The sequence below is a fragment of the Rhodococcus sp. WAY2 genome (genome assembly GCF_009859915.1).
GTDB lineage: Bacteria > Actinomycetota > Actinomycetes > Mycobacteriales > Mycobacteriaceae > Rhodococcus_F > Rhodococcus_F oxybenzonivorans.
Genome location: NZ_CP046572.1, coordinates 3,513,875 through 3,534,839 on the forward strand (window position 1 = coordinate 3,513,875; position 20,965 = coordinate 3,534,839).

At 67.1% G+C, this 20,965-nt stretch carries 17 protein-coding genes; 3 read left to right on the top strand and 14 right to left on the bottom strand.

The window, feature by feature from the left end; translation table 11 throughout:
• Positions 1–47: 47 nt before the first annotated feature.
• The 13 genes from GFS60_RS16140 to aspS form a co-directional block, all read right to left on the bottom strand.
• Positions 48–554, bottom strand: coding sequence for a shikimate kinase (locus GFS60_RS16140; RefSeq protein WP_159922701.1), 507 nt, complete (start codon positions 552–554; stop codon positions 48–50).
• A gap of 38 nt (positions 555–592) precedes the next feature.
• Complete coding sequence (aroC, locus tag GFS60_RS16145; protein WP_109330297.1) at positions 593–1,780, bottom strand: chorismate synthase; 1,188 nt, start codon at positions 1,778–1,780, stop codon at positions 593–595.
• Between the two features lie 76 nt (positions 1,781–1,856).
• Complete coding sequence (locus GFS60_RS16150) at positions 1,857–2,504, bottom strand: prepilin peptidase (protein WP_159922703.1); 648 nt, start codon at positions 2,502–2,504, stop codon at positions 1,857–1,859.
• Between the two features lie 90 nt (positions 2,505–2,594).
• Positions 2,595–3,410, bottom strand: coding sequence for a shikimate dehydrogenase (locus GFS60_RS16155; RefSeq protein ID WP_374434552.1), 816 nt, complete (start codon positions 3,408–3,410; stop codon positions 2,595–2,597).
• Position 3,411: 1 nt separating this feature from the next.
• Entirely contained in the window at positions 3,412–5,178 is a 1,767-nt protein-coding gene (locus GFS60_RS16160; RefSeq protein ID WP_159922707.1) for an endolytic transglycosylase MltG, read from the bottom strand.
• Positions 5,175–5,714 (bottom strand): Holliday junction resolvase RuvX, encoded by a 540-nt coding sequence (gene ruvX, locus GFS60_RS16165; protein WP_109330305.1) that lies wholly within the window; start codon positions 5,712–5,714, stop codon positions 5,175–5,177. The genes GFS60_RS16160 and ruvX overlap by 4 nt, the downstream gene beginning before the upstream one ends.
• A 2-nt stretch (positions 5,715–5,716) precedes the next feature.
• The gene (gene alaS, locus GFS60_RS16170; protein ID WP_159922709.1) at positions 5,717–8,389 is read right to left on the bottom strand and encodes an alanine--tRNA ligase; all 2,673 of its coding nucleotides are present in this window, start codon (positions 8,387–8,389) and stop codon (positions 5,717–5,719) included.
• Between the two features lie 86 nt (positions 8,390–8,475).
• Positions 8,476–9,909: a replication-associated recombination protein A gene (locus tag GFS60_RS16175; RefSeq protein ID WP_159922711.1), complete on the bottom strand. Its 1,434-nt coding sequence runs from the start codon at positions 9,907–9,909 to the stop codon at positions 8,476–8,478.
• 57 nt (positions 9,910–9,966) lie between these two features.
• Positions 9,967–11,142: a phosphotransferase family protein gene (locus GFS60_RS16180; protein ID WP_159922713.1), complete on the bottom strand. Its 1,176-nt coding sequence runs from the start codon at positions 11,140–11,142 to the stop codon at positions 9,967–9,969.
• Positions 11,143–11,207: 65 nt separating this feature from the next.
• Positions 11,208–12,158 (bottom strand): transglutaminase family protein, encoded by a 951-nt coding sequence (locus GFS60_RS16185; RefSeq protein WP_159922715.1) that lies wholly within the window; start codon positions 12,156–12,158, stop codon positions 11,208–11,210.
• Positions 12,155–14,755 carry a circularly permuted type 2 ATP-grasp protein gene (locus tag GFS60_RS16190; protein ID WP_159922717.1) on the bottom strand — a complete coding sequence of 867 codons (2,601 nt, stop codon included), beginning with the start codon at positions 14,753–14,755 and terminating at the stop codon, positions 12,155–12,157. The genes GFS60_RS16185 and GFS60_RS16190 overlap by 4 nt, the downstream gene beginning before the upstream one ends.
• Positions 14,752–15,723 carry a DUF389 domain-containing protein gene (locus GFS60_RS16195; protein WP_159922718.1) on the bottom strand — a complete coding sequence of 324 codons (972 nt, stop codon included), beginning with the start codon at positions 15,721–15,723 and terminating at the stop codon, positions 14,752–14,754. The genes GFS60_RS16190 and GFS60_RS16195 overlap by 4 nt, the downstream gene beginning before the upstream one ends.
• A 40-nt stretch (positions 15,724–15,763) precedes the next feature.
• Positions 15,764–17,590, bottom strand: a complete 1,827-nt coding sequence (gene aspS, locus GFS60_RS16200; protein WP_159922719.1) for an aspartate--tRNA ligase — start codon at positions 17,588–17,590, stop codon at positions 15,764–15,766.
• 144 nt (positions 17,591–17,734) lie between these two features.
• Here aspS and ypfJ point away from each other — a divergent pair, with 144 nt between their 5' ends.
• Positions 17,735–18,664 (top strand): KPN_02809 family neutral zinc metallopeptidase, encoded by a 930-nt coding sequence (gene ypfJ, locus GFS60_RS16205; protein WP_159922720.1) that lies wholly within the window; start codon positions 17,735–17,737, stop codon positions 18,662–18,664.
• 62 nt (positions 18,665–18,726) lie between these two features.
• Positions 18,727–19,182: a PPOX class F420-dependent oxidoreductase gene (locus GFS60_RS16210; protein ID WP_159922721.1), complete on the top strand. Its 456-nt coding sequence runs from the start codon at positions 18,727–18,729 to the stop codon at positions 19,180–19,182.
• Here the strand turns inward: GFS60_RS16210 and GFS60_RS16215 are convergent.
• Positions 19,169–20,212 (bottom strand): Rv2578c family radical SAM protein, encoded by a 1,044-nt coding sequence (locus GFS60_RS16215; protein ID WP_159922723.1) that lies wholly within the window; start codon positions 20,210–20,212, stop codon positions 19,169–19,171. The two genes, GFS60_RS16210 and GFS60_RS16215, sit on opposite strands and share 14 nt — an antisense overlap.
• A 146-nt stretch (positions 20,213–20,358) precedes the next feature.
• Here GFS60_RS16215 and GFS60_RS16220 point away from each other — a divergent pair, with 146 nt between their 5' ends.
• Positions 20,359–20,859, top strand: a complete 501-nt coding sequence (locus GFS60_RS16220) for a hemerythrin domain-containing protein (RefSeq protein ID WP_159922725.1) — start codon at positions 20,359–20,361, stop codon at positions 20,857–20,859.
• Positions 20,860–20,965: the final 106 nt, after the last annotated feature.

Genomic DNA, 20,965 nt, shown 5'->3' on the forward strand with positions numbered 1-20,965 from the left:
CGTCTCGTCCGATGTTCTCGGATCACCTGTTTCGCCGGGGTCGCACCTCATCCGGCAAGCTTCGCGACCAACTGCTGCACCACCCGCGCAGGGCTACGTCCGTCCGTCCGTATCCGAATGGACGCCACCTCGCGGTACAACGGCCGACGTCTGCGCATCAACTCGGCGTACTTTTCGCGGGGGTCGCCACCGGCGAGCAGGGGACGTGCAGTGCTCGTTCCTGTCCGTTTCAGGCCCTCACCCACGCTGATCTCCAGATAGATCACCGTGTGGCCCTTCAGGAGTGCCCGAGTGCGCTCGGACAGTATCGAGCCGCCTCCGAGCGAGACGATACCCTCGGAACTCTCGATCGCCTTGCGGACGATCTCCTCCTCGAGGGCACGGAATGCGGGCTCGCCGTCTTCGACGAAGATCTCCGCGATGGTGCGCCCCGCTTCCTCCTCGACCGCCGCATCGGTGTCGAAGAGCGGCAGGTCGAGGGCCTGCGCAAGACGTCGGCCGATGGTCGACTTACCCGCTCCCGGGGGGCCGACGAGCACAGCTTTCGGTGCCACGGCCCGTCACCGCCTCGTTTCGACGGCGGACGCGGCGGTCATCGCGCGAGCCGCGCAGCGACACCGGAGGCGTAACGCTCGAAGTTTGCGGCCGTCTCGGCAATGGAGTCGCCGCCGAACTTCTCGAGTGCAGCCTGGGCCACAACCAGTGCGACCATGGCCTCCGCCACGACACCTGCGGCGGGCACGGCGCACACGTCGGAGCGCTGATGAATCGCGACGGCTTCTTCACCCGTCGACATGTCGACGGTGGAAAGGGCGCGGGGAACGGTCGAGATCGGCTTCATCGCGGCGCGCACACGCAGTGCCTCACCGTTGGTCATGCCGCCTTCGAGCCCGCCGGCGCGATTGGTGGATCGCAGAATGCCATCGGGACCCGGGCGCATCTCGTCGTGTGCCTGGCTGCCGCGGCGGCGGGCGGTCTCGAAACCGTCGCCGACCTCGACACCCTTGATCGCCTGAATGCCCATGAGCGCCGATGCGAGGCGGGCGTCGAGACGATCCGCGCCACTGATGAACGAGCCGAGACCCACGGGGAGCCCGTGCACGACCACCTCGACGACCCCGCCGAGGGTGTCGCCGTCGCGCTTGGCCGCCTCGATCTCGGCGATCATCGATTCCTCGGCTGCCTTGTCGAATGCGCGCACCGGGCTGGCATCGATCGCCGCGATGTCGAACGCCGTCGGCTCCACACCGACGTACGGATCGGACGCACCGATGGAAATGACGTGTGAGAGCACCTCGACGCCGAATACCTGGCGGAGGAAGTTGCGGGCGAAGGTCGCAGCCGCGACGCGCGCCGCGGTTTCACGCGCACTCGCCCGTTCGAGAACGGGACGGGCGTCGTCGAAACCGTACTTGAGCATGCCGGAGTAATCGGCGTGCCCGGGTCGCGGTCGAGTGAGGGGTGCGTTCCGCGCCTGATCGGCGAGCAGGTCGGGATCCACCGGATCGGCAGACATGATGGTTTCCCACTTGGGCCACTCGGTGTTGCCCACCTCGACCGCGATGGGCCCGCCGAGCGTCCGTCCGTGGCGCACACCTCCGACGATGGTGACCTTGTCGGCCTCGAACTTCATGCGTGCGCCGCGCCCGTAACCGAGACGCCGTCGCGCGAGTTGAGTCGAGATGTCCTGGGACGTCACTTCGACGCCCGCAACCATTCCCTCGAGCATCGCAACGAGGGCGGGACCATGGGATTCTCCGGCAGTTATCCAGCGCAGCACGACCAATATCCTTCCACGTCGCCGCGACCGGCAGTGACGGTGGTCCTCCCAACCCGGCGCGGACCGAAGACGGCGCTCACGGAAGGTGCGTGGCCAGCAGCGCGAGGATGGTCGCAGCGCACATGGCCGGCCCGTGGGGAACACTCGTCGGAGAAGCCGCGTCCGACCCCCGGCGCGAAGGGCGCGACCGTGCCCTGACCAGTGCGACGCACCCCGCAGCGGCCGTGAACGCCGGTGCCAGGAAGGCGGCCCACACCCACGCTCCTCCCCCGCCCAGTGCGGCCAGCGCGCCCACACCCAGGGCGAGCTTGACATCGCCCGCCCCCAGCGATCCGGGCGCGCAGAGATACAGAAGGAGATACGCCGCCGCGAGAAGTACGCCCCCGATCACTGCGGCCGGCGCCTGACCGGAAATACCAGCAAGGACGACGACCACCGCGAATCCGGGCAGAGTCAGGATGTTCGGCAATCTGCGCGCACACCAGTCCGTGGCGGCGAGGCTGACGCACCACCATCCCAGCAGGACGGCGACAGGAACCAACGCGGGTTCCGGTTCCCGGCCCGAGGATCCGCACCACACCGCGACCGCCACGCCCGCAGCGCACGAACTTTCACACCATCCGGGTCGCACGGCCGCGTCGCCGACGAACCTCTTCGCCGTACGCCGCGCGCACCAGCCTGCGCCTGCGCCGGCGAGTACGCCGACCGAGATAAGCAACCACATGTACACAGCGTGACCGGCGCACGGGAAGCCTCGTCGACGACGACCTGCAGAAATCCCCTGGCCTGTGGAGAAACCGGGGCCTGTGGACAACTAGCCCAATGCGGCCGCCATGGCCTCTCTCGGCGCAGGCCGGCCGGTAAACTGCTCCACTTGCCCGAAGGCCTGGTGGAGGAGCATCGACAACCCGCCGACGACCGTTCCACCGGCAGCTTCTACTGCTGCGGCCAACGGTGTCGGCCAGGGGTCGTAGATCGCGTCCAGCACGAACGGCGCCTGTCCGAGGACATCCGCACAGTCGATGATTGCGGCGGACGGCACGGTGCTGACAAGGGCGGCCGCTCCGGCGCACCGCGCGGCAAGTTCGCGGCTGTCGAAGCCGAGGAGTCGAACCTCGAGACCGATCGCCTCGGCACATGCCAGCGCGCCCGCGGCCCGACCCTCGTTCCGGGCCACCACGGTGACGCTCTTCACACCCATGTCGGCGAGTGCCACCAGCGCCGGCCTCGCCGTCCCGCCCGCGCCCACGACCACGGCGTCGGCTCCGGCAATCGTGCCGATCCCGCCCGCGGTCAAAGCACCCCGGACGCCATCCACATCGGTGCAGTCCGCACGCCATCCGCCCTCGATGCGAACCAGCGTGTTGGCGGAGCCGATCGTCACCGCGCGCTCGGTCCGCTCGGTGGCGAAGTCGAGCGCCGCAATCTTGCCCGGCATCGTGACCGACAGGCCCACCCATTCCGGGCCGAGACCGGACACGAGACCCGGAAGACGTTCCCCGTCACACTCGATGCGCTCGTAGGTCCAGTCGGTCAGTCCCAGCGCCCGATACGCCGCGAGATGCAGCTGCGGAGACCGGGAGTGGGCGATCGGGCTTCCCAGGACAGCAGCCTTGCGTGCCGACCTCACGTCACCGTCCACTGTCGAGGATCCCGTTGTTCAGCGCCTGGTCGATGTTGGACAAGTGCTCCTCATAACTCTTGGTGAACAGCGTCGTTCCCTTCGCGTCCACGGTCACGAAGTAGATCCAGTCCCCCGGCTCCGGGGATTCGACGGCCTGCAGGGCAGCGATACTCGGCGACGAGATCGGGGTGGCCGGCAAGCCGGGGCTGGCGTAGGTATTCCACGGGGTGACCGTCGCCCGATCCGCATCGGTGGTGGCCAATTCCGTCGTGTCGAGCGCGTAGTTGACCGTCGAGTCGAACTGCAGCGCCTGGTTGACTGCCAGCCGGTTCAAGATGACGCGCGCCACCTTCGCGAAGTCTTCGGGCATCGCCTCCCGCTCCACCAGCGACGCGGCGATGAGCATCCGGTAGGGGGAAAGGCCCACCACGTTTCCCGCGGTGAGGATGCCCGTCTCCTCGTAGCTCGCCGCGCTCTCGGTCACGAGCTTCCGTAGGATCTCGGCAGCACCGGCCGTCGGGTCGAAATCCCAGCTGCCGGCGGCGATGAGACCCTCGAGCTGCCGGTCCCGGTCGGGTACGCCGGCAACGGCATCTCTGGCCCAGTCCGGTACGCCGAGTGCGCCGATGTCGCCCGCACCGGCGTTGTTCAGTTCGTCGTAACTGATGCACCGTTCCTGCCCGGCCTCGCCCAGGCAGCTTGCCTCCGAGATGAGGGTGTAGATCCCCTTCTTCACTGCACCCGTCTGCACGTCGGTGGTGTCGTGGAGCTGACGGCCCTCCGAAATGATCATCTGGCCCACACGCGACGCCGGATCGACGAGTTCTCGGACGGCGTCCACGGCAGGGATCTGTGTCGAGAGACTGTAGAAACCGGGCTGCACCGAATTCATCGCAGTGTTCTGGACCGCGGCGTTGAAGAAGGCCGATCCGCTGGCCACCACGTCTCGCTCGGCCAGCGTGGTCGCGATCTCCTCCGCGGTGTCCCCCGCATGGACCTGGACCACAACTTCGGGTCCGCCCGGACCTGCGTAGTCGGCCGGGGCGTCCGGGCCACCGAAAAAGAGCTTGCCGCCGACGAAGACCATTCCCGCCAAGACGACCAGTACGACTGCGGCCGCCAGCACTCCGAGGATCTTGCCCCTGCGTGCCCGGCCGCGGGACTTCTGCTCGCGTCGCGCGTGCACGCGCGACGGCGGGGCGGGACGCTCGACAGGAATGGCGGCGATGACCTGTGTTTCGGCCTCGTCGAACGCGCCGTCGGCTCTCTCGTACGGTGCGTCATGTCGCCCCTCGACGGAGACATGGTCATCGACCGGCAGGCTGTCGTACTCGCGTTCGTGAACTTCGCGCTCGTCATACGCCACCTCGTCATACGCCGCCTCGCCATACGCCTCCTGGTCATACGCGGACCGGTCGTACGTGTGCTCGTGGGCGGGCTCGTCGAGGGGGTCCTCACGGTAGCGATGCACGGACTCGTGGTGCGCAGGTTCCGAGTGGGCCGCATCCTGGCGCGCGAGGTAGTCGGGAGCGGGCGGGTGGTGGCCGTACACACGATCATCGAGCGCGGAATCGTCGTAGCCGGTGCGGTGGTAACCGAGTTCGGCTGCTTCCGCATGGTCCGGAAAATCAGAGCGCTCGGGAATGGACTCGTACTCGTACTCGTACTCGTACTCGACCGGTTCGTCTTCGTCGAGATAGCGGTGTCGCCGCGGTTCACGGGGAGGATAGTCGAAACCAGGCTGTTCCCCTGCCGGCCGCCGATGATTGCTCACTGGCCCGCCTCCGGTTGCTGCCTGTCCCCGACTGAATCCCCTGCATTCACCGACCTGCTCCGCTCGTCCAACCACCCCTGCAAGATCGCCACCGCCGCGGCCTGGTCGATCACCGTACGCTGGCTTCTCGCACTGACACCGCTCTCGCGAAGCGCCCGCGTGGCGGTGACGGTGGTCAGACGCTCGTCCGCCATCCGCACCGGGATCGGATCCACCGCCCTTCGCAATCGCTTCGCGAACACAGTAGCGATCGAGGCGGCCTTGCCTCGTTCGCCCCGCAAGGTCTGCGGCAGACCGACGATAACCTCCACGGCCTCGTATTCCTCGACTATGTCGGCAATGCGCCGGATATCCGGCGCGTCGGGGCCGCGTTCCTTCGACCGGGGAACCGTTTCGACCGGGGTGGCGAGAACCCCGTCGGGGTCGCTCGAGGCGACCCCGATCCGGACGCTCCCCACGTCGATACCGATGCGCCGACCGCGCCCAGGGTCGTCGACGCCCGGTCGATCCGGACCGCCCTGTTCCGCGCGATGCACCGCTACTGGTTCCCTACCTTGTCCGCCACGGCCCCTCGGACCGCATCGAGGGCCGCCGCGATGCCGGTGGTGTCCGAGCCGGACCCCTGGGCCATGTCCGCCTTGCCGCCGCCGCGACCCCCGATCAGGGGGCCGAACTCCTTCACGAGGTCACCGGCCGCGACCCCGAGTTCCTGCGCCGCCTTGTTGACGGCGACAACGAACGGAACCTTGCCGTCGGCATCACCAAACAGGGCGACCACAGCCGGCTGCGTGCCGAACCGTCCGCGAATGTCGGTGACGAGACTCCGGAGGTCGTTGCCACCGACACCGGCGGGAGCCGAGTCCGCCACCAGCAGCACCGGTCCCACGCGCTGAGCCTTGTCGAGGTATGTGCCTGCGGAGGCCAGAACTGCTTGTGCCCGAGCCTGTTCGAGCTCCTTCTCTGCAACGCGAAGCCGTTCGACCAAGGCCTCGACACGGGCAGGCACCTCTGCGGAGGGCACCTTCAGCGAGGACGACAGTCCGGCGAGCAGCGCCCGTTCCTTGGCCAGGTAACGGTACGAGTCCAGCCCGACATAGGCCTCCACACGCCGCACACCCGAGCCGACGGACTGCTCACCGAGGAGAGTCACGTTGCCGATCTGCGCTGAGGTTCCCACGTGTGTTCCGCCACACAGCTCCATGGAGAACGGTCCACCGATCTCCACGACACGTACCTCGTCGCCGTAGTTCTCGCCGAACAAGGCCATGGCGCCCATCGCCTTTGCCTTGTCGAGGTCGGTGACGAACGTGTTGACCGCGTAGTCGGCGGCCACGGCCTCGTTCGCCACGACCTCGATGTCCTGCTTCTGCGACTCGGTGAGCGCACCCTGCCACGAGAAGTCGAACCGCAGATATCCGGGCTTGTTCAACGAACCGGCCTGAACGGCGTTGGGCCCCAGGACCTGTCGGAGGGCGGCGTGGACCATGTGCGTACCGGAGTGACCCTGGGTGGCACCCTTACGCCACCCGGCATCGACCTGCGCCAGAACGACGTCGCCTTCGGTGATCTCGCCTTCTTGAACGGTGACCTTGTGAACCCACAGCTTTTTCGCGATTTTCTGGACGTCGTTGACCTTCACGCGCAGTCCCGGCCCGGTCAACGCGCCCAGGTCTGCGATCTGGCCGCCCGCTTCCGCGTACAGCGGGCTGCGGTCGAGAATGACCTCGACGTCCTGGCCGGTGGCGGCGACGGGAACGCGCTGCCCGTTGGAGATCAGGGCAAGGACACGAGCCTCGGACACCAGTTCGTGGAAACCGGTGAACTCGGTGGGACCGCGGTCGAGAAGTTCCTTGTAAACGGTCAGGTCGGCGTGCGCGTGCTTGCGTGCCTGGGCGTCGTCCTTGGCACGCTGACGCTGCTCCGCCATCAGCGTGCGGAATCCGTCTTCGTCGACCGACAATCCGGCCTCGGCCGCCATCTCGAGGGTGAGGTCGATGGGGAAGCCGTAGGTGTCGTGCAGCGCGAAGGCTTGATCGCCGCCGATGACCGACTTCCCGGAGGCCTTCACGGACTCGGCGGCACCCTCGAACAACTTGGACCCCGAGGTGAGGGTCTTGAGGAACGCCGTCTCCTCACCGACCGCGACCGTCTCGATGCGGCCGAAGTCGCTGTCGAGAACCGGGTACGAGGGGGCCATCGTGTCGCGTACGACGGTGATGAAGTCACGCATGCTCGGCTTGTCGGCACCGAGCAGCTTCGCCGAACGCACGATGCGCCGCAGCAGTCGGCGCAGCACGTACCCGCGTCCGTCGTTGCCCGGATTCACACCGTCCGCGATGAGCATGGCCGCCGTACGCGCGTGATCGGCGATCACCCGGAACCGGACGTCGTCGTCGTGATTGACGCCGTACCTGCGGCCCGACAACTCCTCGGCCTTCGCGATCACCGGGCGGACGAGGTCGGTTTCATACACGTTGTCGACGCCCTGCAGCAGGAACGCGACGCGCTCGACTCCCATGCCGGTGTCGATGTTCTGCTTCGGCAGCGGGCCGAGGATCTCAAAATTGTCCTTGCTGATGCCGAGTCCGCGCTCGTTCTGCATGAACACGAGATTCCAGATCTCGATGTAGCGGTCTTCGTCGGCCTCCGGGCCGCCTTCCTTGCCGAACTCGGGGCCGCGGTCGTAGTAGATCTCCGAGCAGGGCCCGCACGGCCCGGGGATGCCCATGGACCAGTAGTTGTCGGCCATGCCCCGGCGCTGGATCCGCGCCTCCGGAACGCCGACCTCGTCACGCCAGATGTCGCGGGCCTCGTCGTCGTCGAGGTAGACGGTGACCCAGATCCGCTCGGGATCGAATCCGTAGCCGCCGTCGTCGACGCTGCCGGTCAGCAACGCCCAGGCATGCTTGATTGCTTCCCGCTTGAAGTAGTCACCGAAGGAGAAGTTTCCGGCCATCTGGAAGAACGTGTTGTGCCGGGTCGTGATGCCCACGTTTTCGATGTCGAGGGTGCGCACACATTTCTGCACACTGGTCGCCGTCGAGTACGGCGGGGTCTGCTGGCCCAGGAAGAACGGCACGAACTGGACCATTCCCGCGTTGACGAACAGCAGGTTCGGATCGTCGAGAATCAGCGAGGCGCTGGCTACCTCGGTGTGGCCTGCCTTGACGAAATGGTCGAGGAAGCGCCGGCGAATCTCGTGGGTCTGCACGTCAGTGATCCTTATTGTCTGTCTCGAGGGCAACTGCGGGGTGGCTGTCCTGCCGGGCACACGGGAGCCCGGCAGTTCGGCAACAATCAGCTTAACCGGCCACCCGGACGGGTCTTGCCACGGACGATGGCACGCAACTTGTCGACCCGGGCCGCAATGTCGCGCTCACCACCGTGCGTGGTGGGCTGGTAGTAGTCGACGCCGACCAGTTCGTCCGGCGGATATTGCTGTGGCAGCACGCCGTCCGGATGGTCGTGGGGATAGCGATATCCGACGGCGTTGCCGAGTTTCGCCGCACCCGCGTAGTGCCCGTCGCGCAGATGCGGGGGCACCAGGCCTGCGTTGCCCGCGGCGACGTCGGCCATCGCCGCTCCGAGCGCGGCGATCACCGCCCCCGACTTCGGTGCGGTGGCGAGGTGGATGGTTGCCTGGGCGAGCGCAAGGCGGGCCTCGGGCATGCCGATCAGCTGCACGGCCTGGGCGGCCGCGGTGGCGGTCTGCAGTGCGGTCGGATCGGCCATCCCGATGTCTTCACTCGCGTGGACCACCAGTCGACGCGCGATGAAGCGCGGGTCTTCCCCCGCGGTCAGCATCCGCGCGAGATAATGCAGTGCGGCATCGACGTCGGAGCCACGGATCGATTTGATGAAGGCACTGATGACGTCGTAGTGCTGGTCACCGTCACGGTCGTAGCGGACCGCCGCCTTGTCGACGCTGGCCTCTACCGTGGCGAGGTCGAGCAGAATTGGCCGATCCGCATCGCCCGCCTGGTCGAGGGCGGCCCCTGCGGCCGCCTCGAGCGCCGTCAGCGCTCGACGCGCATCGCCCGCCGCCAATCGGACCAGATGATCCAAGGCATCGCCCGCGATTTCGATCTCACCGCCGAAGCCACGCTCGTCGGTGCGCGCCCGCTCGAGGAGTTCCTCGATGTCGCCGGGCGTCAACGACTGCAGTTGCAGCACCAACGACCGGGACAGCAGCGGTGACACGACCGAGAAGGACGGGTTTTCGGTGGTCGCGGCAACGAGGAGCACGATCCGGTTCTCCACAGCAGCGAGCAGGGCGTCCTGCTGGGTTTTCGAGAACCGGTGTACCTCGTCGATGAACAACACCGTCTGTTCCCCCGCGAGGAGGCGCCGCCGCGCGAGTTCGATGACGCCGCGCACTTCCTTCACACCCGCGGACAGCGCGGACAACGCCTCGAATCGGCGGCCCGTCGCCCCCGAGATGAGTGAGGCCAAGGTTGTCTTCCCGGTACCAGGAGGGCCGTACAGCAGCACCGACGCTGCTCCGGAACCCTCGACCAGACGCCGTAGCGGCGCCCCGGGCCCCAGGAGGTGCTGCTGTCCGACCACCTCGCCGAGAGTGCGCGGGCGCATCCGCACCGCGAGTGGTGCGTGAGGGTTGACAGCCACGTGTCCGGGACCGGATTTCGGCGCGGGTTCCACCTCGGGCCGCACGGTCTCGAACAGTCCGGCCGACTCGTCCTCGCCCAACTCCGAACCGAAAAGATCGCTCACAAGTTCGACGCTACTCGGAAGGCGTCGCGGAAACCCACTCCGGTCTGCCGGTCGGCGTCACCCGACAGACAAACCTCGAAGCTTGTCGGCCACGAGGCGGGCGTGGTGGGCGACCACCGTGTTCCCGGCGTGGTCGGCGCTCCGGGCCAACCTGTCCCAGCGCTGCGTCAGGGCTTCGGACCGCGGAACCGACAGGTGATGCTCGCGCACGGCGGCGATGCGACTGTGATTCTCCGGAAGGAACAGATATGTGCTGACCCACACCCAGATGAGCTGCGCTTCGACCATGCGGGTGGCCAGCACGTTGTCGTCGGCGAGCGCGGGCCACATCCCCACGACCTCGGCGCGCCAGGCCTCGATCATGGCCTGCGTCCGCTCGTCGGACAGTTCCACGGTGCAGAGGCATCCCGGGAAGGACACCAGTGCATACGCGATGTCGAGCATCGCGTCGCGGAAGCCACCCCACTCGTAGTCGAGGAAACGAACACCCTCGTCGTTGACCATGATGTTGTCCGGGCACAGGTCCGAGGGGCTGAACGCCCGGAATCGGCCACTGTCGAACAGCTTCGCGGCGCGCGCCACCTGCGCCGTCATGTCCGCGGACACGTCGACCCCCAGGATCCGGGACAGAAGGCGGGGCACCTCCGGAACCGCGCGGTGAACCTGCTCGGCGACGGTGTCGTCGCAGTGCGCCACCTCGGCGCGGCGAAGAAGGGCGGTGAAGTCCTCTTCCCGTCCCACCGTGGCCGCGTGCATCCGACCCAGCGCCTGTGCCATGGCCATCAGCGTGTTGGTGACCGTATCGGCGTCGGAATGCTCGAGCAGGGCACTGATCGGCGAGGCATCACCGAGGTCGCTGAGAACGAGGAGTCGCGCCTCGAGGTCGGAGGCGAGCAGTTCGGCACCCGGCCTGCTGTCGGTCGCCAGTGCAGTGGCGAACTGATACGACACGGCTTCACGGAGGAACGCGCTGCTGCTGTCACCCGACAGGTCGTCGGGATCGACCGTCCGTGAGCCGGACACACCGACGTCCTCACGCAGTTGCTTGATCACCAACGTCCGCGGAAGGGAAAACGGATTCTCGGCCACGCGGACGCGGAGCACGATGGTACGACCACTACCGCCGAGGTCGACGGGGTCTACCAGTGTCACGGGTGCCCCGGTACGACGCGTGAGCAGCTTCTCGGCTGCGGCAACTACCTCGGAAACGGGGTCGGCCAGTATTGCAGTCATCGCGGTCCAACTTACCTGCTAGTGACACGGATCATCGAGTCCTCCGCCGGAAGCCTCGGTGAATTTCAGCATTTCGGCTGATCGGGCGCGAGCGGATGGAGGGGTGCCACGTCAACCGACACCGCAATGGTGCTGTTTCGTGCCTCTGTGTATATGACTCCGCGCAGCGGCGGCACATCCGCGTAGTCCCGGCCCCACGCCACCACGGTGTAGCGCTCGTCGACGAGTTGATCATTGGTCGGGTCGAAAGCCAGCCAGCGGTCGCCGGGCATCCACACGGCGGCCCACGCGTGGGTGGCGTCGACCCCGATCAGTCTTTCCTGGCCGGGCGGCGGCTGCGTTTCCAGATATCCCGACACGTACCGGGCGGCGAGCCCGTGTGAGCGCAGGCAGGCGATCGCGAGCCGAGCGAAATCCTGGCACACCCCGGACCTCTTCTCGAGCACCTCGGTGACCCGGGTGGACACGGACGTCGACCCCGATCTGTACTGGAAGTCGCGGTGGATGCGGCTCGTGAGGTCGAGGACGGCGTCGAGGAGCGGACGTTCCGGCGGAAAGCTCACGGCCGCGTAGTCGCGCACGCCGTCACTGATCTCGGCCGGCTGCACGTCCAGCACGAAGTCCTGGGCCAGCGCCCCGTCCGTCCCCACCGGTCGGGACAGCTCCCACCGCGAGTTCGCGGGTGCACTGACGAGCCGGTGTGGTTCCGGCCCGTACACCTCTACTTCGGACTCGGCGGTGACGATCAGCTCCTCGTGCGCTGCGCTCACCTGGAAGTAGAAGTCGCGATTGCCGTATACGTCTACACCCACCGACCGATCGGCGGGCGCGGGCGAAATGTCGACGGCCGATCGGACACAGCGCTGATCCTCGGTGTCACGCGGAAGCAGGTAGCAGCGGCCGTAGGACGAGGACACCGGTCCTGAATAGGTGTAGGTAGTGCGGTGGGTGATCCGGTATCGCCGGAGTGCGGGGCGCTCGCTGGTCGAATCAGCTGGGGTCGAGGGGTCGATCATGCGGGAACTTCGCCCCCGACCGTCCACGAGGCCGTGGTACCCCACAGCGGTTGCATACCGCCGGGCAACGACAACGGCCCCTTCGACATGACTTCGGACAACCGGCCGAGAAGTCCGTCGATCTCGGTGGTCAGTTCGCCCACTTCGGTGCGTACTCCGGTGTCGTCGATGCGCTCGAGCCGGGCAGGGTCGACCCGGCGAACCGTGTTGAGCATGTCCTCGGCGAGCCGCTCCGCCGGCGAGGATCCGGAGGCGTCGGGTAGGGCCGCCAGGTCGGTCCGCAGCGCCTCGAGCTGGAAGACGAGCGAGCGGGGGTTGCCGATGTCGAACAGCAGCAACTCGGCCACCGCGGCAGGGCGGATACTTCGATTCCGCCGGCGGTACACGACCGAACTCTCGGTGGCGATCAGAAGTGATTCGATCAACGCTCGTTCGGTCGCGGGATCCCGCTTCCGCCCCATGGTGGACGCCACCAGGGTGGTGAGGGTCGAGGCCCGTTCGATCCGCTTGCCGATGTCCATGATGTGCCAGCCGGTGTCGCGGACCAACGATTCCGCTGAGACACCGGACAGCGCTAGCATGCCGCCGAGCACTGCGGATTGCGCCTCGAAAAGCCGGGAGCCATCGTCGATCGACTCGTCGGAGACCTCACCGAGAGCGCGTTCCACCGTGCTCAGCACGGCCCAGATGTCGTTCGACAACTGGCCGCGTACCGCCCGCGCGGCCTGCTCCACGTCCCGAACGGCTCGAGCGAGTGATCCGTCGCGGTCGGGATCGACGGTGAGAGACCGTAGTTCCGCCCGCACTTGCTGGAGATCCGGGGTGTGAACGGGGCCCGCAGTTCCGTCGGGAACGTTCGCCGACCGTGTCGGCGCGCCCCCTCCCCCCGGTGCATTTCCCTGCTCCGCGACGGTGAGGACGGCGTCGAGCAGAATGGGAAGACACCCGGCACCCGGCAGCCACGGGCGGAGCCGATAGTCGCGGTACTTCTCCCCCACGGCGATCATCAGCCGTGCCGAACCCTCGGCCCGCTCCGCGCATCGCCCTATCGAGAAGAGTTCGGACAGCGCGCGGGGCGAGGCCAGCAGATCGGACGAGGTTGCTGCGTAGGTGGGCAGCGACTCGACGTCACGGGCGGCGCCCTCACCGGTATCTGCCGGGCCGAGCCGCGGCGCGAAGCGCACCCAGACGTCCTTGGCTCCCGCATGCCGGCGATACCCGCCCGCGGCACCCGGAATCAGGGTCGTTCCCAGGCCGCCGGACATGGGTACGAAGCCCACCCGTTGAGCTACGGAGAACAACCGGACGCCGACGGGCGAGAGGTTGACCTCTCCCCCGGCGCCGGCCGACGGCGCATACGACGAGTCGGGGATGATCTGCCCCACCCAGTTGCCGGGATCCGCGCGTACCTGTTCGAGAAACTCCGTGCGCCGGGCGTCATCGAGTGCGGAGGGGACGACGGGCGGCCCGCCGCGGACGGCGCGGAGCACCATCGATGAAACGTTGGCCAGGATGTGCGTGAGTTCGGAACGGTCACCTCCCCAGAACGTCGGCACGGACGGCAACAACAGATCCTCGTCGAGCAGTCGCCGCGAGAGTACCGGCAGCAGGCGGGTGAGTGCCGGATTCTCCAGGACTCCGCTGCCGAGGGTGTTCACAACGGTTACTGCTCCCCGACGCAGCACCTCGACGAGGCCGACGACGCCGGACCGGGAGCCGGGGCGCAGATCGAGGGGGTCGGCGAGTTCGGCGTCGACCCGCCGGATGATGACGTCGACCTGTTCCAACCGGCCCAGTGACCGCATCCAGATGCGGCCGTCACGGACCACCAGGTCGGCGCTTTCCACGAGCGGGAACCCGAGGACGGTCGCCAGGTAGGCCTGGTCGAACGCGGCACCCGACCTGGTGTGCGGACTGAGCACGACCACCAGCGGGTCTTCCGAACCGACGGGCGCCGCGTCGATTGCCGCGAGTCGCATCGACTGGGCGAACGAGGACAACGGCCGGGGGCCCACGGTCTCGTAGATGCCCGGAACCGCCCGGGCGATCACTCGGCGGTTCGCCATCGCGTAGCCGGCCCCGCCCGGAGACTGGGTGTGGTCGCGAACAGCGTGGAAATTGCCGTCCGTGCCGCGGCCGACGTCGAGAGCGTGGAAGAACAACTGGTGCCGACCCGGGATCGACATGCCGTGCGCAGGCCGAAGATATCCGGGATGACCGAACACGAGGCGGGCGGGCACGGCACCACTCCGCAGCAGCGTCATCGGCCCGTACAGGTCGGCGAGGACGGCATCGAGAAGCCGGGAACGCTGGAGGAGTCCCGCTTCGAGGTGCTCCCATTCGTCGGCCGCGACGAGAAGCGGTATCGCGTCGATCTCCCACCGAGACGGTCCGGTGGCGAGATCCGATCCGTCGAGGGGGTTGTAGGTGATGCCGTGGTTGTCCACGAGGAGCCGGATGCGGGACTGCAGCCGGCGCACGGAGCCGCTGTCCGCGCCGAGGAGGCCGTCACCCAACTCGGACCACGGCGCACGGACCTTCCCGTCGGCGTCGAACAGTTCGTCGTATTCCGGGCCGCGGTGCGGCGCCGCGGTCACCGAAGTCTCCGGACTTGCTGGACGCGTTCTTTCCGTGCCTCGGCGAGCAGGCGATCGGCGCCGTTGCCGGCTCGCAACCGCAGCGCGAGGACCAGCACCCCGGCCACCACGATTCCGACCATGTTGATGCCCAGTTGAAGTGCGGACAGTGCGGCGATGCGCCACTCGCCGACCGTTACGGCGACGACGGCGAAACCCGCCGCCGGCACGGTGGTGACCGAGATGAAGACACCGACGAGTGCCGCGGACTTCGCGGACACGAGCGCGAGCATCCCGGCTGCCCCCGCGAGGACGGCGACCACCAGCGACAGGGGTCCGACCTTGTAGATGTAGTCGACCTGATCCTGGGCGTCGAGGCTGTCGAGAGCCATCCACCCGATCCGTTCCATCACCAGCGTGGCAACCAAGGTGGCAGCCATGGCGAAGGGAAAGCCGAGGAGCAGCGCGAACAAGGAGCGTCGTGCGAGACCGAGTTTGCGCCGTGCCAGAGCCACGGCGAGTGCTGCCAACGGACCGAACTCCGGTCCCACCACCATGGCACCGACGATCGTGATCGGTGAGTCGGTCACAACTCCTACCGACGCGAGCAGACACGCGATCGTCAAGAAGGCGAGGAACGTTCCGTTGAGGGTCGACTCCTCGCGGGTGCGGCTGACAAGTTCCTCCCACACGACGCTGTCGGCCGGATCGCCGGGAGCCGCCTTCTCCGCCTTCCGTGCGGCCGTGGACAGGACCGTCTCGACCGGTCCCAAGGTGATCGCGCCCATGCGCTGGATGTCCAGCGCTTCGAGCGCGTCGATCACCTCGTTGGCCGCCTCGCGGGCCACATCTGCTTGGACCACGTCACCGGCCGGGTCGATCGCCGCACCGCGCAGCACCACCACGTGGGTGGCCCCGGGCTCCGCGGCGAGCACACCGAGAACGTCGTCGGTGTGCTCGGCGGGGCAGATCACCCGTAGATGCAGCATGACGTCCCCCTGCTGTCCGCGTCCGTCCCCGTCGATCGATCTACGTGCCGGCGACCGCGTCCTTCGCCACCGGGGCTGCGCCGGCCTGTGCGCCGGCGCCGCCCTTCGGCTCCGGCTTGGCGTCCACACCCGACTCCTTGCGCTGCTGCGCGGTGATCGGGGCGGGAGCCTCCGTCAGGGGATCGACGCCGCCGCCCGACTTCGGGAATGCGATCACCTCACGGATCGAGTCGACTCCGGCGAGCAGGGCCGTGATGCGGTCCCAGCCGAACGCGATGCCACCGTGCGGCGGTGCACCGAACGCGAACGCGTCGAGGAGGAAGCCGAACTTTTCCTCGGCCTCCTCGTGCGAGATTCCCATCACCTTGAACACTCGTTCCTGAATGTCCTTGCGGTGAATACGGATACTGCCGCCGCCGATCTCGTTTCCGTTGCAGACGATGTCGTATGCGTACGCGAGTGCCGAACCGGGGTCGGTGTCGAACGTGTCGATCGATTCGGGCTTCGGCGAGGTGAAGGCGTGGTGTACCGCCGTCCACGCGCTGTAGCCGAGTGCGACGTCGCCGCTGGCGGTCGCGTCGGCGGTCGGCTCGAACAGCGGCGCGTCCACAACCCATACGAAGGCCCAGGCGTCGGGATCGATCAGGTTCTGCTTGCGGGCGATCTCTCCCCGCGCCGCGCCGAGCAGCGCACGCATCGGCTTGGTGGCTCCCGCTGCGAAGAAGATGCAGTCTCCGGGCTTCGCTCCGACGTGGTCGCAGAGCCCGGCGCGTTCGGTGTCGGTGAGGTTCTTCGCGACCGGACCGGTGAGGGCGCCGTCCTCGCCGACGAGCACGTACGCGAGCCCCTTGGCGCCGCGCTGCTTCGCCCACTCCTGCCATCCGTCGAGCTGACGCCGGGGCTGGGCGGCACCACCGGGCATGACCACGGCGCCCACGTACTCCGCCTGGAACACCCGGAAGGTGGTGTCCTTGAAGAACTCCATGCATTCGACGAGCTCGATGCCGAAACGCAGGTCCGGCTTGTCCGAACCGAACCGCCGCATCGCCTCGGCGTACGTCATCCGTGCGATCGGGGTCTTGATCTCGTGGCCGACGAGCTTCCACAGTGCGGTCAGAACTTCCTCGGCGAGCAGGATCACGTCGTCCTGGTTGACGAAGCTCATCTCGATGTCGAGCTGGGTGAACTCCGGCTGGCGGTCCGCGCGGAAGTCCTCGTCGCGGTAACACCGCGCGATCTGGTAGTACCGCTCGATGCCACCGACCATCAGCAGCTGCTTGAACAGCTGCGGGCTCTGCGGCAGGGCGTAGAAGCTACCCGGCTGCAGTCGGGCGGGGACGAGGAAGTCGCGTGCACCTTCCGGCGTCGACCGCGTCAGCGTGGGCGTCTCGACCTCGACGAACTCGTGGTGCGCGAGAACGGAGCGGGCAGCGGCATTGACCTTCGAGCGCAGCCGGATGGCGTGGCCCGGGCCCTCCCGGCGCAGGTCGAGGTAGCGGTACTTCAGGCGCGCTTCTTCTCCGGCCTGGTCGTCGAGCTGGAACGGTAGCGGCGCGCTCTCGTTGAGAACCTCGAGGTCGGTCACGTTGACCTCGATGGCCCCGGTGGGAATCTCGAAGTTCTGGTTGCCCTCGGGCCGGACCTCGACGATGCCGGTGACCTTCACGCAGTATTCCGCACGCAGTCGATGCGCCTGGTTGGCAGCAGCTCCCTCACGGAACACCACCTGCGACACGCCCGAGGCATCACGCAGGTCGATGAAGATCACCCCGCCGTGATCACGACGCCTGGCGACCCAACCGGTGAGGGTAACGGTCTGCTGGGCGTGCTCGGCTCGCAATGAACCGGCGAGATGTGTGCGCAGCACGGGATTCCTTTCGAAACGTGGGGCAAGCTACTTCGTTGGCTGCGATCCTACGGAGACACTGTGCGTGAGCGGAAACTCATACCCGCTTCACGTGCAATGCTCGAGCTACCTGTACCGCGACACTCGGAGAGAAAGCGACGACACATGACCTTCAACGAGGGCGCCCGCATGGACTCCGGCCGGGTCTCGGTCGGGGGTGGCGGCGGAGGAGGTGGCCTCGGCGGCAAGTTCGCGATGGGCGGCGGAGCCGGGGGCCTGATCGTGCTTGTTCTCGCTCTGCTGCTCGGCGGCGACCCCGGATCCCTGCTCGGTGGACTGAGCGGTGCCACCGACCCGTCCGCCCAGAGTCCCGGTGCCAGCCTCGAAGGCTGTGAGACGGGTGCGGACGCCAACCGCGACGTGGACTGCCGGGTGGTGTTCACGGTCGGCAGTCTCGACTCCGTGTGGGGGCAGGAACTCGGTGCACAAACCGGAACCGACTACATCCCGCCCGAGGTGGTGCTGTTCTCCGGCGCGGTGAACACCGGGTGCGGAAACGCCACCAGCGAGGTCGGCCCGTTCTACTGCCCGGCAGACTCGACGGCGTACTTCGACACCAGCTTCTTCCAGCTCCTCGTCGATCGCTTCGGGTCGAGTGCCGGACCCCTCGCTCAGGAATACGTCGTGGCGCACGAGGTGGGACACCATATTCAGAATCAGCTGGGCGACATCGGCCGGGCGCAGACCGATCCGCGCGGAGCCGACTCGGCCGCGGTCCGCACCGAACTGCAGGCCGATTGCTACGCCGGCGTGTGGGCCCACTACGCCGACACACTTCCCGGGCCCGACGGGGGACCGCCGTTCCTGAACACCCTCACCGACACCGACATCCAGGACGCGCTGTCCGCGGCCTCGTCGGTGGGTGACGACCGGATCCAGCAGTCCGCGGGCGGCCGGGTCAATCCCGAAGGTTGGACGCACGGCTCCTCCGAGCAACGACAGAAATGGTTCGTCACCGGGTACCGGACAGGCCAGGTCGATGCCTGCGACACCTACTCCGCCCGCGAACTGAACAGCCCACCCGCCCTGCGCTGAGCCGCCTGGCGGCTCGCGTTCCGCGCAGGGCAACCTGGGCTCGCTACGCGAAAGGAGACGCCGTGTCATTCACGGACCAAGAGATCGCCTACCTCCGCTCACAACCCGTCGCACGGTTCTCCACTGTCTGCCCCGACGGGCAGCCCGACGTGGTTCCGCTTGCCTTCGAGTTCGACGGGACATACTTCTGGATCGGCGGTTCCGGGCCGGCCGTGACCCAGACGCGCAAGTTCCGCAACCTCCGAGCGGGCAACGTCAAGGTCGCCTTGGTGGTCGACGACCTCGAGTCGATCGAACCGTTCATCGCCCGATGCATTCGGGTTTACGGTATCGCGGAACAGCCGATCGAGCGGGTGGGCATCGTCGGCCCGGGCATGTATGCCCGCATCACGCCGACGATCTCATGGAGCTGGAACATGGGCGGTGAACCCGTCGGGACCGAATGGTATGAACCGAGACGCACGGTTCACCTGCCGCCCGACGAGGACCCCGAGGGAATTGCGATCAGAACAGAGTGAGAGTCGGTCCGGTACTGCCGGCTCGTACGAGTTCGCGGCGCTCGGCCTCTTCCCGACCTGCCGCTCCGGCGTCACGATGTTGCGCACGACCGGCCAGACCGTGACGCTCGACGAGCGGGTCGACGCGCGCCTTCAGCCACGACTTGTACTCGGCCGGCACGTAGGCGGATCGACCGTACAACTGCCGGTACTGCCGAATCAGTGCGGGATGTTCGGTGGAGAGCCAGTTCATGAACCAGCCCTTGGTACTCCCCCGCAGGTGCATCGGCAGCACGGTGACTTTCGACGCTCCTGCCTGCGCGATGGCCTCGAGTAAACCGTCGAGGTGCCGTGCCGAGTCCGTCAGGAACGGGATGACCGGAGCGACCATCACATTGCACGTCATGCCCGCATCCGTGATTGCCCGGATCAGATCGAGGCGCGCCCTGGGCGACGGAGTGCCGGGTTCGATCGACTTCTGAAGGTCGACGTCATGGATGGCCAGCGACACGCCGATACTCACCGCGACCTGCTGTGCAGCCAGTGTCAGGAGCGGAAGGTCGCGCCGCAGAAGCGTTCCCTTCGTCAGGATCGAGAAGGGTGTGGCCGATTCGGTCAGTGCCCGGATGATTCCCGGCATGAGTCGGTACCTGCCCTCGGCCCGCTGATACGGGTCGGTGTTGGTGCCCAACGCCACGTGCTCCTGCTTCCACGACTTACGGCTCAGTTCCTTCCGAAGCACCGCCGCGACATTCGTCTTCACCACGATCTGACTGTCGAAATCCCGGCCGGCATCGAGGTCGAGGTACTCGTGGGTGGGCCGGGCAAAGCAGTAACGGCACGAATGCGAACACCCCCGAAAAGCGTTGACCGTGTAGCGGAACGGGAGCTGGGACTCCTCGGGCGTCTTGTTGAGCGCACTCTTGCAGAGCACTTCGTGAAAGGTGATGCCCTCGAACTCGGGCGTCTGCACGCTGCGCACCAGACCTGCTCGCTCGAGCCCGGGCAACGCGCCGTCGTCCGCATCGAGCGCCTGCCCATCCCACCTCATGAGTACATGCGAACATGTGTTCTAACGGGTGTCAAGTGCAACCGGCGCGACAAGGGCGAAGCCGGCGTCGGGTAGCGCGTGAAGATGTTCCACTCGGGGTACTCGCGGGAGCGTCGACCGCCGACCACACCCCTTGCGAGGTAACCATGTCCACCGACGCGATTGTCCTCCTGCGCAACGACCACAAGGCAATCCGAAAACTCTTCCGCGAGTTCCGTAGCGCCGGCCCCGACGCCGAAGCGGAGAAGGGCCGGATCGTCGACCAGATCATCGAGGCACTGACCGTGCACACCTACCTCGAGAACGAGTGCATGTACCCGGAGGTACGCAAACTCGCCCCCGACCTCGAGGACGACATCTTGGAGTCGTTCGAGGAGCACCACGTCGCCGACGTTCTCGTAACGGAGCTGGCGGCCATGAAGCCCGACAACGAACGATTCGACGCGAAGGCCACCGTCCTCATCGAGAATGTCGAGCACCACATCGAGGAAGAGGAGCAGGAGTGGTTCCCGAAGGTGCGGGAAGAGCTGGGGCGTAAGCAACTTCAGGAAATGGGTGCGCGACTGCTGGAATTGAAGGAAAAGGCACCCCATTCGCCTGCACAACCGTCGGCGTTGAAGAAGACGGTGGACGCCGTCATCAAGTGATGCGCACGGTGGACCTGAAGTGATGGGTAGACCTCCGGCGACTCCACGAGCGTCCTCTCGCGGTGACCCGCTGGACGTCTGCCGGGTAGCGCGCGGACAGCACCTT